This is a genomic window from Acinetobacter kookii (assembly GCF_900096895.1).
Classification (GTDB): domain Bacteria; phylum Pseudomonadota; class Gammaproteobacteria; order Pseudomonadales; family Moraxellaceae; genus Acinetobacter; species Acinetobacter kookii.
Genome location: NZ_FMYO01000003.1, coordinates 159271 through 175008, shown reverse-complemented (window position 1 = coordinate 175008; position 15738 = coordinate 159271). Strand labels below are relative to the sequence as shown.

Annotated in this window: 15 protein-coding genes; 2 read left to right on the top strand and 13 right to left on the bottom strand. The window is 43.0% G+C overall.

Annotated features, from left to right (window positions below):
• Window positions 1-43: 43 nt before the first annotated feature.
• The 12 genes from lpxA to rimO form a co-directional block, all read right to left on the bottom strand.
• Complete coding sequence (gene lpxA / locus BLP85_RS06950) at window positions 44-832, bottom strand: acyl-ACP--UDP-N-acetylglucosamine O-acyltransferase (protein ID WP_092819395.1); 789 nt, start codon at window positions 830-832, stop codon at window positions 44-46.
• Window positions 829-1314: a 3-hydroxyacyl-ACP dehydratase FabZ gene (gene fabZ / locus BLP85_RS06945; RefSeq protein ID WP_171259679.1), complete on the bottom strand. Its 486-nt coding sequence runs from the start codon at window positions 1312-1314 to the stop codon at window positions 829-831. The genes lpxA and fabZ overlap by 4 nt, the downstream gene beginning before the upstream one ends.
• 6 nt (window positions 1315-1320) lie before the next feature.
• On the bottom strand, window positions 1321-2388 hold the full coding sequence (gene lpxD, locus BLP85_RS06940) for a UDP-3-O-(3-hydroxymyristoyl)glucosamine N-acyltransferase (RefSeq protein ID WP_092819393.1): 1068 nt from the start codon (window positions 2386-2388) through the stop codon (window positions 1321-1323).
• Between the two features lie 3 nt (window positions 2389-2391).
• Window positions 2392-2889, bottom strand: coding sequence for an OmpH/Skp family outer membrane protein (locus BLP85_RS06935; RefSeq protein ID WP_092819392.1), 498 nt, complete (start codon window positions 2887-2889; stop codon window positions 2392-2394).
• A 36-nt stretch (window positions 2890-2925) separates the two neighbouring features.
• Window positions 2926-5409: an outer membrane protein assembly factor BamA gene (gene bamA / locus BLP85_RS06930; protein WP_409449181.1), complete on the bottom strand. Its 2484-nt coding sequence runs from the start codon at window positions 5407-5409 to the stop codon at window positions 2926-2928.
• An 86-nt stretch (window positions 5410-5495) separates the two neighbouring features.
• Window positions 5496-6851: an RIP metalloprotease RseP gene (gene rseP / locus BLP85_RS06925; protein WP_092819390.1), complete on the bottom strand. Its 1356-nt coding sequence runs from the start codon at window positions 6849-6851 to the stop codon at window positions 5496-5498.
• Between the two features lie 3 nt (window positions 6852-6854).
• Entirely contained in the window at window positions 6855-8051 is a 1197-nt protein-coding gene (gene ispC, locus BLP85_RS06920; RefSeq protein WP_092819389.1) for a 1-deoxy-D-xylulose-5-phosphate reductoisomerase, read from the bottom strand.
• Entirely contained in the window at window positions 8052-8876 is an 825-nt protein-coding gene (locus BLP85_RS06915; RefSeq protein ID WP_092819388.1) for a phosphatidate cytidylyltransferase, read from the bottom strand.
• Between the two features lie 3 nt (window positions 8877-8879).
• The gene (gene uppS, locus BLP85_RS06910; protein WP_092819387.1) at window positions 8880-9632 is read right to left on the bottom strand and encodes a polyprenyl diphosphate synthase; all 753 of its coding nucleotides are present in this window, start codon (window positions 9630-9632) and stop codon (window positions 8880-8882) included.
• 6 nt (window positions 9633-9638) lie between these two features.
• A complete protein-coding gene (gene frr, locus BLP85_RS06905; RefSeq protein WP_092819386.1) occupies window positions 9639-10193 on the bottom strand; it encodes a ribosome recycling factor in 555 nt (184 codons plus the stop codon).
• A 78-nt stretch (window positions 10194-10271) separates the two neighbouring features.
• Window positions 10272-11000 (bottom strand): UMP kinase, encoded by a 729-nt coding sequence (gene pyrH / locus BLP85_RS06900; protein WP_092819385.1) that lies wholly within the window; start codon window positions 10998-11000, stop codon window positions 10272-10274.
• A 58-nt stretch (window positions 11001-11058) separates the two neighbouring features.
• Complete coding sequence (rimO, locus tag BLP85_RS06895) at window positions 11059-12402, bottom strand: 30S ribosomal protein S12 methylthiotransferase RimO (protein ID WP_092819384.1); 1344 nt, start codon at window positions 12400-12402, stop codon at window positions 11059-11061.
• A 361-nt stretch (window positions 12403-12763) separates the two neighbouring features.
• Between rimO and glnL the strand changes: the two genes are divergently transcribed.
• Both glnL and glnG read left to right on the top strand, forming a co-directional pair.
• Window positions 12764-13873 (top strand): nitrogen regulation protein NR(II), encoded by a 1110-nt coding sequence (gene glnL, locus BLP85_RS06885; RefSeq protein WP_092819382.1) that lies wholly within the window; start codon window positions 12764-12766, stop codon window positions 13871-13873.
• Complete coding sequence (gene glnG / locus BLP85_RS06880) at window positions 13860-15338, top strand: nitrogen regulation protein NR(I) (protein WP_092819381.1); 1479 nt, start codon at window positions 13860-13862, stop codon at window positions 15336-15338. Before glnL ends, glnG begins: the two co-directional genes overlap by 14 nt.
• A gap of 69 nt (window positions 15339-15407) precedes the next feature.
• Here the strand turns inward: glnG and BLP85_RS06875 are convergent, their stop codons facing one another.
• Window positions 15408-15734 (bottom strand): hypothetical protein, encoded by a 327-nt coding sequence (locus BLP85_RS06875; RefSeq protein ID WP_092819380.1) that lies wholly within the window; start codon window positions 15732-15734, stop codon window positions 15408-15410.
• Window positions 15735-15738: the final 4 nt, after the last annotated feature.

The following is a 15738-nucleotide window of genomic DNA, read 5'->3' as shown; positions in this document are numbered from 1 at the left end:
AAGACACCTTAACAGGTGTCTTTTTTTATTGTAATAGATTCGATTAACGAACAATACCGCGTTTGGATTGCTCTAAAGAATCAATCAACAGCTGTGCTTCTGGCGCTTCTGGCAAAATATCTTCACGAATCTGCTGAATTGCCTGTTCAGTGGTTAAACCTTCTTTATAAATCAATTTAAAGGCTTGACGTAATGCCTGGATGACATTTTTAGACCAGCCTTTACGACGCATGCCTTCAACATTCATTGCAAAAGCATGCGCTGGATTACCAGATACCATGACATAAGCAGGCACATCTTTTAAAATTAAAGAAGCACCACCAATCATGCTATAAGAATCGATTTTACAGAATTGATGAATACCCGAGTTTCCACCAACCACCACATAATCGCCAATACGTACATGTCCAGCAATACCGACATTATTGGCAAAAATATTATGATCGCCCACCACACAGTCATGTGCAATGTGAGTATTGACCATCAATAAATTATGGCTACCAATTTTGGTAAGTCCATGATCTTGAACCGTACCACGATGCAAGCTGCTATGCTCGCGAATTGAGTTATGATCGCCGATTTCAAGCCAGGTTTCTTCGCCAGCATATTTTAAATCCTGACAAACTTCACCCACACTCGCAAACTGGAATATTTCGTTGTTCTTCCCAATACGAGTATAGCCACCAACCACTACATGTGAATGCAGCTTGGTGCCCTCACCAATGGTGACTTGTGGCCCAATAATACAATAAGGACCAATTTGTACATCTGCAGCAATGACTGCAGATGAGTCAATAATGGCGGTTGGGTGAATTAAATCGTTATTACTCATGCCTGCTCTATTTTCTGATGCGAAACCATAATTTCCGCGGTTGTTGCTACAACGCCATCCACTGTGGCTATACAATTATATTTGTAAATGCCACGTTTGTGCATAACCAATTCTGCTTTTAATACCAATTGGTCACCAGCAACGACTTGCTTTTTAAAACGGACTTTTTCTGCGCCCGCAAAAAGAAACAATGAACCTGGACCCGGTTTTTCATTATTCATGATAAAGCCAAGTATACCAGAGACTTGAGCTAATGCTTCAACAATCAAAACACCTGGCATAATCGGATAATCCGGAAAATGTCCCTGTAAAAACTCTTCGTTGATTGAAACATTCTTATAGCCCACAATGCCATTATCAGTCACTTCAACAATACGGTCGACCAATAAGAAAGGATAGCGGTGAGGTAAATATTCACGAATTTGTTGAATGTACATTGGCAATTCAGGCTTCGTAAATGCAGCAGTATTCGACTCAGTCATCATAATCTATTTACGCTTAAAAGTTGATTCAAGGGACTCGATTTGAGCCTGTATATGATCAAGCCGTTTGAGTAATTGGGTCAATGGCACATCTGCTAATTGTTTAAAGCGTACCGCAGCCCGTTTCCAGTGCAAACTTTCCAGCATTGGTGTACCTGAAGAATAGCTTCCCGCCTCAGAAATACTTTTTGTGACCATTGACATCCCGGTAATCGTCACGTTATCAGCGATATTAATATGGCCTACTACCCCAACGGCTCCAGCCAATACACAGTTTTTGCCAATTGTGGTACTTCCAGCAATACCACATTTTGCAGCCAGCGCTGTATTTGCACCAATTTTTACGTTGTGGGCAATTTGCACAAGATTATCAATAATAACCCCATCTTCCAGAATGGTGTCATCGAGTGCACCGCGGTCTATGCTGCAATTTGACCCAATTCGGACATCATTACCGATTTTAACTGAACCCAATTGTGCAATACGATGCCATTTACCTTGGTAAGGCGCAAAACCGAAGCCTTCTCCGCCAATCACGGTATTGGCATGAATACGGACACGGTCACCGATTTTTGTATCACCGGTTAAAGTGACATGTGAATCAATAAAGCAGTGCTGACCAATTTCAATATCATGATCAATTTTAACGTGTGACTGAATAATGGTGTGATCACCCACTACGCAATGCTCACCAATAACAACATAATGCCCGATATAGGCACTATCAGCGATCATGGCTGAAGGATGAATTTGTGCTGTGCTTTCTATTCCCTGATGCTGATTTTTCTTTTCAAATACATGGGTCAGGATGGCAAAAGCAAGATAAGGATTATCCACTACAATAAAATTATTGTGCGTATCTAACTGATTTTTTAGAGTTGGAGTAACAATCAAGGCACCCGCTTTTGAAGCACGTGCCTGATCCAGATATTTATCAGCGTTTACAAATGCAATATGTTTCGCTTGAGCCGCATCTAAGCTGGCCAATCCTTCCAAAATTAAATCAGATTGACCTACGTGCTCGCCTTGTACTAAACGGGCGAGATATTCTAAGCGAAATTGTTTAGGATTCATTGATTACTTAATAACGTTAACCTTTTGAATCATTTTATCAGTTAAATCATATTTAGGGTCATACGCAAGCGCGGAATTTTTATTCAAAACAATATCCAAGTTGTTTTCTTTACGCAATTGTTCTGCCACCTGCTTGACTCGATCCCCTAAAGTCTTGTTCATCAGCTGAATCGTAGATTGAACGGTTGACTGTACACTTTGCTGCAGCGTATTAAACTCTTTTAGCTGCGTCTGAAATTGTGCAGACATTTTCTGCTTTTCAGCATCGGATAAATTAGGTGTTTGCTGAGCACGTTGCTGTAGAGCTTCCAGCTCTTTAGCCAACTGTTCCAGCTTGGTGGTTTGCGGCTTGACCTTTTGCTGTAAAGAAACGTTCTGCTGTTTTAAATACATGCTGTTTTCGACCACTCTTTCCAGATCAACCACGCCATAACCCGCAGCATGTACCACTGAGGTACTCGCCAAACCAGCAAAAACCAGGCTCATTAATATTTTTTTCATGCAAATATCCTTTTTTAAACCCATTGAAGGTCGTACTTAGAAAGTACGACCAATTTCAAACTGGATATTTTTAGTATCATCACCGTCTTTTTCATTTAACGGATAAGCATAGCTGAGAGATAATGGACCAATCATGGTAATCCAGGTAAAACCTGCACCTACGCTATAACGCATATTGCCTGCATCAAAGCCGAAGTTATCTTCACAATACTGTTTCGCATTGACTTGAGTATTACTCGAATTCAGGTATAAGTTTCCTTTTGGAATATCACACTGAGTATCAAATACCTGTGCACCTTCAGCAAACAGCACTGGACGAACCTGACGTGTCCAATCCCCTTTAAATGGTAAAGGGAGTGCAAGCTCGGCACCAAATTGAACTAGAGCATTACCACCGACTTCTTCAGGACCATAATCTTGGGTTTGAGTTTCATTAAACGTCACCCCAGGATATTTAGGACCTAAAGTACTATTGTCATAACCACGAACCGAGCCAAAACCGCCGGCATAGAAGTTTTTATAGAATGGCAGGTCATTACCATAACCCAGCTTACCATAACCACGCAGTACAAAGCCCTTGCCTAAAGGCTGGAAGGCTTGGGCATCATAAGTCACTTTTTGATATTCCACATCACTGCCTGGCAATGCAATTTCACCATTCACACGATGTGACATACCTGATGTCGGGAAGACAGGTCGGTTTAAGGTATTGTAAGACCAACCTAAATTAAGATTATAGGTTAAGAAATCACCATTAAATTTATTATCAAAATCGACTGTTTGTCCGTTACAAGTATAGCTTGTTACTTTAGTTGGATTAGCCGGATCACCATATTGTGCGACTTGCTCACCAATACAAACATCTGTAGCACGTCCAGTCGCTTTACCACCATTCGCTAACAAATAATCGCGAACGTAAGTCGAAACGTATGGACCAGTCGTCACTTCTGTCTGGTCGATATTTAAACCTGCACTCACACTCTGGTTTTCATCAATTGGATAACCAAAGTTGATCCCACCCCCAAAACTGTCCGTCACATAGTTATTGACGTTATAATCACTATCCAGCTTGGTTTTACGGTAGTACATGTTATAACCGCGACGCACACCATCAATGGTGAAGTACGGATCGGTTACACTTAAATTATAATAATCTTGTGTTTCTGAACGGGATAAATCAATCGAAACACTATTACCCGTACCCAGGAAGTTGGTTTGACTTAAGCCCGCCTGGAAGGTTACACCACCACTTTGCGAGAAACCGACTGCCAGTGTACTGGTCCCTGAATGCTGCTCTTCAACATTGACGTTCAGATCTACCTGATCAGGGACATTCGGAATACGTGCCGGTTTAATATCAACCGTTTTAAAGAAACCTGTACGCTCCAGACGAACTTTAGATAAATCAATTTTTTCATTGCTCGCCAATGCACCTTCCATCTGGCGCATTTCACGACGCAATACTTCATCGGCAGTTTTGGTATTACCGGTAAAATTGATACGACGCACCGTAACTTGTTGACCCGGATTAATATAATAATTCAAATCAACCAGTTTAGTTTCTTTATTAATTTCAGGAACAATATTGACTTCAGCATAGTAATAACCGGCATTACCATACTTGCGCAGTAAGAGCTGTTTAACTGCATTGACTTTTTCTTGCGAATAAATCTCGCCATCTTTATAAATTTGCAGCGCTTTTAATTCTTCAGGCTGGTAAAGCGCATCACCCAAGAACTTGCTTTGGCCAAATTTGAATTGCTCGCCTTCATCTACAGACACTTCAACAAAGATATTCTTTTTATCTTCACTCAAGTTTAAACTTGAGTTGGTGATATTGAAATTGATATAACCCTTGTTTAAATATAAAGCACGCAAAGCTTCAAGGCTGGCTGCCATCTTTTCACGCGCATAACGGTCATTTCGGGTAACAATTGAACTCCAGCCGCTTTCTTTAACCGCAAAAGCCTGCTTGATTTCGCTTTCTTTAAAAACAGTATTGCCAATAATGTTGATATCAACAACTTTGGCTGCCTTACCTTCAACAAAATCAATGGTTAAATCAACACGGTTATTCGGTCTGGCAGTCGTGATTACCTTAACATCGGCATCGTAACGACCTTGCTGCATATACTGCTGTTCAAGTTCAGTTTCGATGGTTTGCAAAGCAGATTTTTTCAAAACCTCGCCTTCTGCAATCCCCATCTTTTTAAGCCCTTCTTCCAGGGCTTCTTTAGGAATAAGTTTATTTCCCTTAAACTCGACCTTGGAAATAACCGGACGTTCTACCACGGTAAAAACAAGCGTATCTGCTTGTTGTGATGCCTTGATATCATCAAACAGGCCTGTGGCATACAAAGCACGAATGGCATTTGCAATGGTCGCATCATTGACACGATCGCCAGCATTGACAGGCAACATCCCATAAACATTTTCTGGCGTTAAGCGAACAAGTCCGTCAATTTTGATATCGCGGACAATGAATTCATCTGCTGCATATACTTGTTGTACTGCTGCCATTGCACTAACGAGTGCCAAAGGCATAAATAAATGTGTGTGCTGCATGCCAGTCTTTTCCGATGTTAATTTATTACATATCTACGTTGTTATAAACGCATGAAGTCATTGAATAATGCAAGGAGCATCATGCTACCGAGCAGTACCATACCAATTTTTAAACCAACCAATTGTATTTGTTCAGAAACAGGTTTACCACGAATTAACTCAATCACATAGTAAACCAAATGTCCACCATCCAGCATTGGTATAGGCAATAAATTTAAAATACCCAAACTCACGCTCATTAAAGCCATAAATGAGATAAAGGTTTGCCAACCCATTTCCGCACTTTGCCCTGCGACTTTAGCAATAGTGATTGGTCCAGATAAATTGTCCAGCCCAATTAAACCACGTACCATTTTGACGATCGAATTCAAGATCATACCTGAAATTTGACCCGTTTTATCAACAGCCATCACCAGTGCTTCAGTCGGGCTGTATTGAATGGTTTGCTTATATTCTTCCGGAATGGTTATTTTTCCAGGGGCATTTTGTACACCAAGCATACCTGAAACATTACCCATGCTGTCACGTTTGGCTTGTGGCATCACCTGTAAATGTACCAGTTGATTTTGACGTAATACATCTATTTTTAATAATTTTTCCGGGGAAGCCTGGACAACATTCACAACATCGAACCAGTCATTCATTTTCACGCCATCAATGGCCACTATTTTATCGCCTTCTTTCATTCCTTGACGAATGGCCGCACCATCTTCACTCAGCTTACTGACCACGGGAGCAATATATGGACGGTATGGCAAGAAGCCTAAACTGTCTAATGCAGACTGGTTCTGATTTTTGAGGAAGTTCTGGATAGGCAAGTGAAAGGTTTGCAACTGACCATGACGGTCTGCCTGAATTTCAATTGAACCGGTTTCACCAACGCGGTCCACCAAAGCAAAATTTAACTTTTCCCAGGTTGTAACTGGCGTTCGGTCAACTGTTGTAATTTTGTCACCAACCTGCATTTGAACTATCGCAGCCGGTGTATCCGGTAACACTTTACCTACACGAGTGTTCAATTGTTCTTGCGATGGAATAAACAAAACCCAGAACAATAACACTGCAAAAACCAGATTGATTAGCGGCCCTGCAGCAACAATCGCAATCCGTTTCCAAGGATGCTGACGGTTGAATGCCTTGGGTAAATCCTCTTCAGCAACACTGCCTTCCCGTTCATCTAGCATTTTCACGTAGCCACCTAATGGCAAGGCTGAAAGCTGATATTGAATGCCCGATTTTTTTGAGGTCCACTTGAGCAATGTAGGACCAAAGCCAATGGAATAAACTAAAACTTTAACACCCAGTTTACGCGCAACAATATAATGTCCAAACTCGTGAATCGCAATGAGCGGTCCCAGGAGTAAAATTGCTGCCACAATAATAAACAAGGCACTCATATTTTAGCTTCCTTTATTGATGACAATTTGCTGGGCAGCAGAACGGGCCATTTGATCGACCTGTAAAATACGTTCAATCGATTCTGCAGCGCCACCTTCAACCTGATTTAGAGTCTGTTCCACCACTTGAGAAATTTCTGTAAAGCCAATGTCATTTTTCAAGAAGGCAGCCACAGCAATCTCATTGGCAGCGTTTAGAATTGCAGGAGCCAAACCACCCGTTTGCATGGCTTGACGCGCAAGCTTTAATGCCGGAAAACGCAGTGTATCAGGTTCCTGAAAATCCAGTTGCTGATTGGCAAACAGGTTGAGTGCAGGCACATGCGTTTGAATACGCTCTGGCCATGCAAGTGCATGCGCAATTGGCGTACACATATCAGGATTGCCCATCTGTGCCAAAGTCGACCCATCCACATATTGAACCATAGAATGAATGATACTCTGTGGATGTACCACCACTGTTACAAACTGTTCTGAAATTGCAAAAAGATGACAGGCTTCAATCAGCTCCAAGCCTTTATTCATTAAAGTTGCTGAATCAACAGAAATTTTCTGCCCCATAGACCAGTTCGGATGCTTGCAGGCCTGTGCAGGCGTCACGCTTTGCAGTTGCTCCAGACTATGGTTTAAAAATGGCCCGCCAGATGCAGTCAGCAGAATGCGCGACACACCCTGTTTCGGCTGTCCATTGCGCTCTGCCTGAAAATAACCCACAGGCAAGCACTGAAAAATCGCATTATGCTCGGAATCGACCGGAAGCAATTCAGCGTGATAATCATGTGCTGCCTGCATCATGATGTCACCCGACATTACCAGGGCTTCTTTATTGGCCAGCAAAACACGCTTACCGGCTTTAACCGCAGCCAAGGTCGGCAATAAGCCTGCAGCACCGACGATTGCCGCCATCACCACGTCCACATCTGCATGTTCGGCAACAGCAATCAAGCCTGCTTCATCGGTTAAAATTTCAATATCAGTTAAGCACTGATCATGAAAATATTGCTGTAATTCCTTAACCTGACTGGAAGGAACAACCACGACTTTTGGTCGGTACTGTTTGCATATTTCAACAAGCTCTAAAATTCGGCTATGCGCCGTGACTGCAAAAACAGAATACTTTTCAGGATGCTGTTGCAGAACTTTTAAGGTACTTTGACCAATTGAACCCGTTACACCTAATATACAAACAGATTGTGACATCTATAGATCTACACCAATAAATTTTAAAATATACATGCCTGCGGCAAAAATTGGAGCAGCAGCAAGCAATGAATCAATACGGTCAAGCACCCCACCATGCCCTGGCAGAATACGACCTGAATCTTTAATTCCAGCACGACGTTTGATCATGGATTCGAACAGGTCGCCCAGAACCGAACTGAATACCGTAATCACAGATAAAATTAAAAATAAAATATGTTGTGCCAGGGTTAAATCCAAATATAGGATTTCTACTGCCACGACAATCAGCATGGCGGTAAAAATACCCCCGTACAAACCTTCTACCGATTTATTGGGACTGACATCCGGAGCAAGTTTTTTCCTGCCCAGTTTACGCCCAACAAAATAGGCACCGCTGTCTGCCCCCCATACCAGTAAAAACAGGTACATGAGCCACCATGGCGAGCTATGCCATACAGAGAAAATTGCAGTGACTGCAGCAGAAACCAGAATAAATCCAATAATCTTTAAGCTGGGATTGTACCACCCATCATAGTCTGGATATGATTTAACCCAAAAGATACTGCAGATCCAGCAAAGAATGGAAGCAGCCCAAAGCAGCAGAGCGATATCATTAAAATACAATGCTAAAGTTGCTAAAGCAGCAGTGGCAAGTCCATAAACCCACGCTAGCGGTTTAACAAGATTTTTATTTTTTCTTGGCATAAGCTTAAACCACTCATACCCTGCAACCCCTGCTGCAACAATCATCAGCATAAACATTGGATACTGAGACTGTGTAGCAAACATACAACTCAGTACGACTGCTACCAATACCAATGCGGTTATAATCCGCTCTAACATTTATTAATTCTCAAGTTTCTCTTGTTGGATTTGCTCTGAAGTTTTACCAAAACGACGTTCACGCCCAGCAAAGACCGCGAATGCATCATCTAATTCTTCTACGGTAAATTCAGGCCACAAGGTTGGGGTAAAATATAGTTCAGCATATGCCGCTTGCCACAGCAAGAAATTCGACAAGCGATAATCACCCCCTGTACGGATCAGTAAATCCACAGCAGGTAAATCGGCCATGCAGACATGCTGCCCAAACAGTTCAGCATCAATATCTTCAAGCGCAATTTTTTTCGCCAACACGTCTGCCGCAATCTGTTTTGCAGCCTGAGCCATATCCCACATACCACCATAACTGATGGCAATGGTTAAAGTCATGCTGTCGAACTTAGCAGTCCTTTGTTCAGCTTGCAACATTAACTCGCGTAAACGGTCAGACAAACGTGAACGGTCGCCAATAAAACGTAAGGCGATATTGAATTTTTCCATCCGTGGCAATTGCTCATGTATGGTTTCTTCCAACAATGCCATGAGTAAATCGACCTCAAACTGAGGACGATTCCAGTTTTCACTGGAAAATGCAAAAACGGTTAATGCTTGAATGTGATTTTTTCTACAGTGCTCAACAATCGGATCCAGGACATTCTTCCCTTCACGATGGCCTGCACCTTTTTGCATTTGCTTTTTTTTTGCAAAACGATTGTTGCCATCCATGATGATGGCAACATGTTTTGGAAGAAGCATACTGTCTTCTGATACGGTCATTAAATCTTAGACCTTCATCAATTCAGCTTCTTTAGCAGCCAGACGCTTTTCAACTTCAGCAACAAATTTATCGGTGATTTTTTGGATGTCATCACCTGCACGGCGCTCATCATCTTCAGAAATTTCTTTTTCTTTCAACAATGCCTTGATGTCACCCAATACGTCACGACGAATGTTACGGATGGCGACTTTGGCATTTTCCGCTTCATTACGTGCCACTTTCTGCATGTCACGACGTGTTTCTTCAGTCAGCGCCGCCATCGGTACACGAATCGCGTCAGCGGTAATCGGGTTAAGACCCAAGTCCGATTCACGGATCGCTTTATCAATTGCAGAGACCATTGAACGCTCAAATGGCTGAACAAGCAATGTACGCGAGTCTTCAACACCCACGTTCGCCACCTGGTTTAATGGCACATCCGAGCCATAGTAAGGAACCATAACACCGTTTAAGATTGATGGATGCGCGCGTCCTGTACGAACCTTGGCAAAACCATGCTCCAAAGACTCAAGCGTCTTGTTCATACGGTCTTCAGCGTCTTTTTTAAGATCGTTAATCATGTGATCTTCCTTACTTAATTCTAAGAGATGTAATAACTAAATAGCGTGTAGTATAAAGAGCTTTCAGGCTCACGTACATTAATTCGTAACGTGAGTCCCTTCTTTTTCACCCATCACGACTGAAAGCAATGAACCTGCTTTGTTCATGTCGAAAACTTGAAGTGGCACATTATGGTCACGGCACAGACAGATTGCAGTCAAGTCCATCACACCTAATTTTTCATCAAGTACCTGATCGAAAGTCAGGGTTTCGTATTTCACCGCATCATCGTATTTGCTTGGGTCTTTATTATAAACACCGTCCACTTTGGTTGCTTTCAAGATCAGGTTGGCTTCAATTTCAATACCTCGCAAGCAGGCTGCTGTATCTGTGGTAAAGAACGGATTACCTGTACCCGCAACAAATACGCAGACTTCACCTTGAGTCAGATGACGAATCGCATCACGGCTAGAGTAAGACTCAACCACAGCACCAATCGGTAATGCAGACATTAAACGGGTTTTAATGTTACGGCGCACCAAAGCATCACGTAATGCCAGACCATTCATTACCGTAGCCAGCATACCCATCTGGTCACCGGTTACACGGCCAACCAGACCATCTTTTTGCAATTGGCTACCGCGGTAAAGGTTGCCGCCGCCAACCACAATACCCACCTGCACACCCAAACCGACCAAGTGCGCAATCGCTAGGGACATTTGATCAAGCACGGTTGCATCAATGCCCATATCTTTATTTCCAGCCAGTGCTTCACCAGAAAGTTTCAATAAAATACGTGCATAGCGGGGCTTTTTTGAGTCCAACATCAGGAAATCTCCGAATCTTTCAATATCTAAAATTTTATTCGTGTCGTTAAATTAAAAATCAGGCTGATTTAATCCGAATTAACTTTGCATATAAATCATATTCATCTGCATCGGTAATTTCGACTTCAAGCAAATCACCTGCTTTAATCTGACTTTTATCAATATCTTCAACAAAGACATTGCCATCAATTTCAGGCGCATCGGCATAAGAACGTGCAACGGCTACCGGGAATTCTTCTTCCAGATCATCCACCAGTACAGTCATGGTTTGGCCAATGCGTTTTTGCAGTTTGGCTGCAGAAATTTCCTGCTGAACCTGCATGAAACGTTCATAGCGGTCTTGCTTGATTTCTTCCGGCACATGATCCGGCAAGTCATTTGCTGTCGCGCCCTCAACTGGTGAATAAGTAAAGCATCCGACGCGATCAAGCTGGGCTTCTTTGAGCCACTCTAACAAAATTTGGAAATCTTCTTCGGTTTCCCCCGGGAAACCCACCACGAAGGTTGAACGAATCACCAGATCCGGACATTTTTCACGCCACAATTTTAAACGCTCCAGTGTATTTTCACTGTGCGCAGGACGTTTCATCAATTTTAAGATACGCGGACTGGCATGCTGGAATGGAATATCCAGATAAGGCAGGATTTTACCTTGTGCCATCAAGTCAATCACGGCATCTACATGCGGATAGGGATAGACATAGTGTAAGCGTACCCAAATACCGAGTTGACCCAATGCTTCACACATGTCATAGAATTTGGTTTTAACCGGCTGGCCGTTCCAGAAGTCCAGCTTGTATTTGGTATCCACGCCATAAGCAGAAGTATCCTGGGAAATCACCAGCACTTCTTTTACCCCGGCACGTTTCAGCGCTGCAGCTTCCTCAAGCACAGAACCGACCGGACGTGAAACCAGATCACCCCGCATGCTTGGAATAATACAGAAAGTACAACGATGATTACAGCCTTCTGATATTTTTAGATAGGCATAATGTTTAGGGGTTAAACGAATACCCTGTTCAGGTACAAGGTCAATAAACGGATTATGTTTTGGTGGTTCAGGCACGTACTGGTGTACGGCTTCCATCACTTCCTGATATGCCGCAGCACCTGTCACTTTGAGGACATTCGGGTGCATCTGGCGAATTTTGTCTTCATCTTTACCCAAACAGCCAGTCACAATCACACGACCGTTTGCGCTCATGGCTTCGCCAATCGCATCTAAAGATTCTTGTACTGCAGATTCAATAAAACCACAGGTATTCACAACAACTAAATCGGCACCGTCATAATCCGATGCCACATCATAACCTTCAGTCTTTAACTGAGTTAAAATTCGTTCGGAATCTACCAATGCCTTAGGACAACCTAAAGAAACAAAACCGACTTTGGGGGATTTCATGAATCTGCGCTCCACTATAATGCGCGTATTGTATGTCTTTTCGAATCATAAAAACAGGTGGAATCCGGACTCTTTACATTGCGCACCAAAATACGGCTATATTTTTAGCAAATAATTCAAACGCACCATTTTGGTTCACTAATAATTCCATTTCTATTACTATGGAATTGAAATTCTGTTATCAAAAACAAAAAAAGCACACTTTTATAGCGACAGAATTTATATTTATACCCATGCTCAAAGTTGGCGTGCATTTTGCTTTATTTCGACAACGTTTAACTCGTTGAATGTCCCATAACAGGGAGAAATGACAAGAAGTGCAGATGCCATTGCGCTATTTTAACACAGGATACTTTCGCTAATGGATCAACCCGTCGCTATCGACTACCGCCTTTTAGTGGACAATTTAACCACCGCAATTTTATTGGTCGACAGTAACCTTAATATTTTTTATTTAAATTCTTCTTGTGAATCTTTGTTCGACATTAGTTTACTGCGTGCGGCGGGACAACCGGTTTTAAATTTGCTGCATATGCCCGATGATGAGTTTAATACCGAAGAAGCCCTATTAAATACCTTTAAAACCGGACAGCCTTATACCCGTCGTGAAGCGACCATTAGCGTCAATTTTAAAGATATTCATGTGGATTATACGGTTTCGCAAATCAACTCGGAAAAACCCTATCACCCGCTTCTATTGATTGAATTGAACCAGATCGACCGGATGCTGAAAATATCCAAAGAAGAAAACCTGATTCAGCAGCATCAGGTGGCCCGGCAACTGATTCGTGGTGTCGCACATGAAATCAAGAATCCTTTAGGCGGCATCCGTGGTGCCACCCAGTTACTGGCGCGCAGCCTGAACGATCCACAATATGAAGAATTTACCGACATCATTATTAGTGAAGTAGACCGTTTACGCAATCTGGCCGACACCATGCTGGGTTCCCGCCAGCTACCAAGTTATGAACTGGTCAATGTGCATGAACCTTTAGAACGTGTGCGTTCACTGATTACCAATCAAACCAAGAAAAAAATCAAAATTACCCGGGATTATGATCTGTCCTTGCCCGAAGTGCTGGCGGATCGTGACCAGCTCATTCAAGTCATGCTCAATATCAGCGTCAATGCCGTACAAGCCATGATGGAAAACAAGGAATTCTTTGTTGATCATCAGCCGGAACTGATTTTAAGAACCCGGATTCAACGCCTGGTCACCATTAATGGTGTATTAAAACGCTCTGCGGTACGAATTGATATTGAAGATAACGGTCCGGGTGTACCGGAAGAAATTTTAGAATCGGTGTTTTATCCCTTAGTCACAGGGCGTGCCAAAGGCACCGGGCTCGGTTTGAGCATTGCACAAAACATCATGCATCAACATAGCGGAATGATTGAATGCCAATCCGTTCCAGGAAAAACAGTATTTAGCTTATATTTACCTTGGGAGTCTAACCATGTCGCGAAATAAAATATGGGTCATTGATGATGATCGTGCCATGCGCTGGGTTTTGGAAAAAACCTTTAAAGAAGAAGGTTTCGACGTTACCAGTTTTGAAGAGGCACAGTCTGCACTGGATCAGCTCAGCATAGATGCCCCCGATGTGATTTTAACGGACATTCGCATGCCAGGCATCGATGGTCTGACTTTCCTGGGCAAAGTCAAAGGCACGCATCCTGATCTACCTGTCATTATCATGACTGCACATTCAGATCTGGAATCTGCTGTTTCCAGCTACCAAACCGGTGCTTTTGAATATTTACCTAAACCGTTTGATATTGATGAAGCCCTGGCACTGGTCAACCGCGCCATCCTGCATATTGCCAAATTGCAGCAGCAGGAATCTGCCAAAGCCACCCCGGCCATTCAGTCGACTGAAATTATTGGCGAATCGCCTGCCATGCAGGAAGTATTCCGTGCCATTGGGCGTTTATCCCAGTCGCACATTACCGTACTGATCAACGGTGAATCGGGCACAGGTAAAGAGCTGGTGGCACATGCGCTGCACCGTCATTCGCCACGCAGCAGCAAACCTTTTATTGCTTTAAATATGGCAGCCATTCCGAAAGACCTGATTGAAACCGAACTTTTCGGTCATGAAAAAGGTGCTTTTACTGGTGCCAACTCGCAGCGTCAAGGCCGTTTTGAACAGGCCAATGGCGGTACGTTATTTCTAGATGAAATTGGTGACATGCCCTTTGAAACCCAGACCCGTTTACTGCGTGTTCTGGCAGATGGCGAGTTTTACCGTGTCGGTGGACATATCCCGGTTAAGGTCGATGTGCGTATTGTCGCGGCAACGCATCAGGATCTGGAAAAACTGGTGCATGACGGACGCTTCCGCGAAGACTTGTATCATCGCCTGAATGTGATCCGTATCCATATTCCCAAACTGGCCCATCGCAGTGAAGACATCCCTATGCTGGCGCAGCACTTCCTGGCCCGTGCGGGTAAAGAACTGGGCGTAAATCCTAAAATCTTGCGTCCAGAAACCCAGGAATACATGCAACAGCTACCGTGGCAAGGCAACGTGCGTCAGCTCGAAAATACCTGTCGCTGGCTTACGGTGATGATTACCGGCCGTGAAGTTTATCCTGAAGATCTGCCTTCGGAACTGAAACAGATTCCAATTCAGCGTTCAGCCGAAGATACACAACCACACAACACCTTTGACCGTATTTCCCTACATCATTGGGATGAGTTATTGGGTCAATGGGCCATCCAGAAACTGAAAAATGGTGAAATGAAGATTCTGGACATTGCCACACCAATGTTTGAACGCACGCTAATTACTGCCGCTTTGCAGCAAACCCGCGGGCGTAAACGTCATGCAGCTGAATTACTGGGCTGGGGACGCAATACCCTGACCCGCAAACTGAAAGAACTAGGCATGGATACTGCCGATGATGATGTAGAAGAAGAAATAGAAAACTAAACTTTTCTGTCCATAAAAAAGCGCCTCAGGGCGCTTTTTCATTATGGTGTTTTCAAGGGGTCAATATACTTATGCGGTAAAACCCACGTAGCGGAAATATCCCTCAATCCCCAGATCAGATTTAAAAATCAGATAATCCGGATAAGTGGATTTGACAATTTCTGCAAACATATTCACCTGATCATCATGGGCATGCAGATCATCCACAGAACGCGGCATAGTCTGCTCAAATTCATCAGTCATATATTCAAAGCCAATATCCATAGCGATAAACAATACATGCTCACAGGGTTGTATATATTGCTCTTCCGCCCAATTGATCACGTGCTGCTGACAGTGTAGACATTGGATATTATCTGTGGCTTGAATATCGAGTTCGATCAGTTGATAGCTCATAACA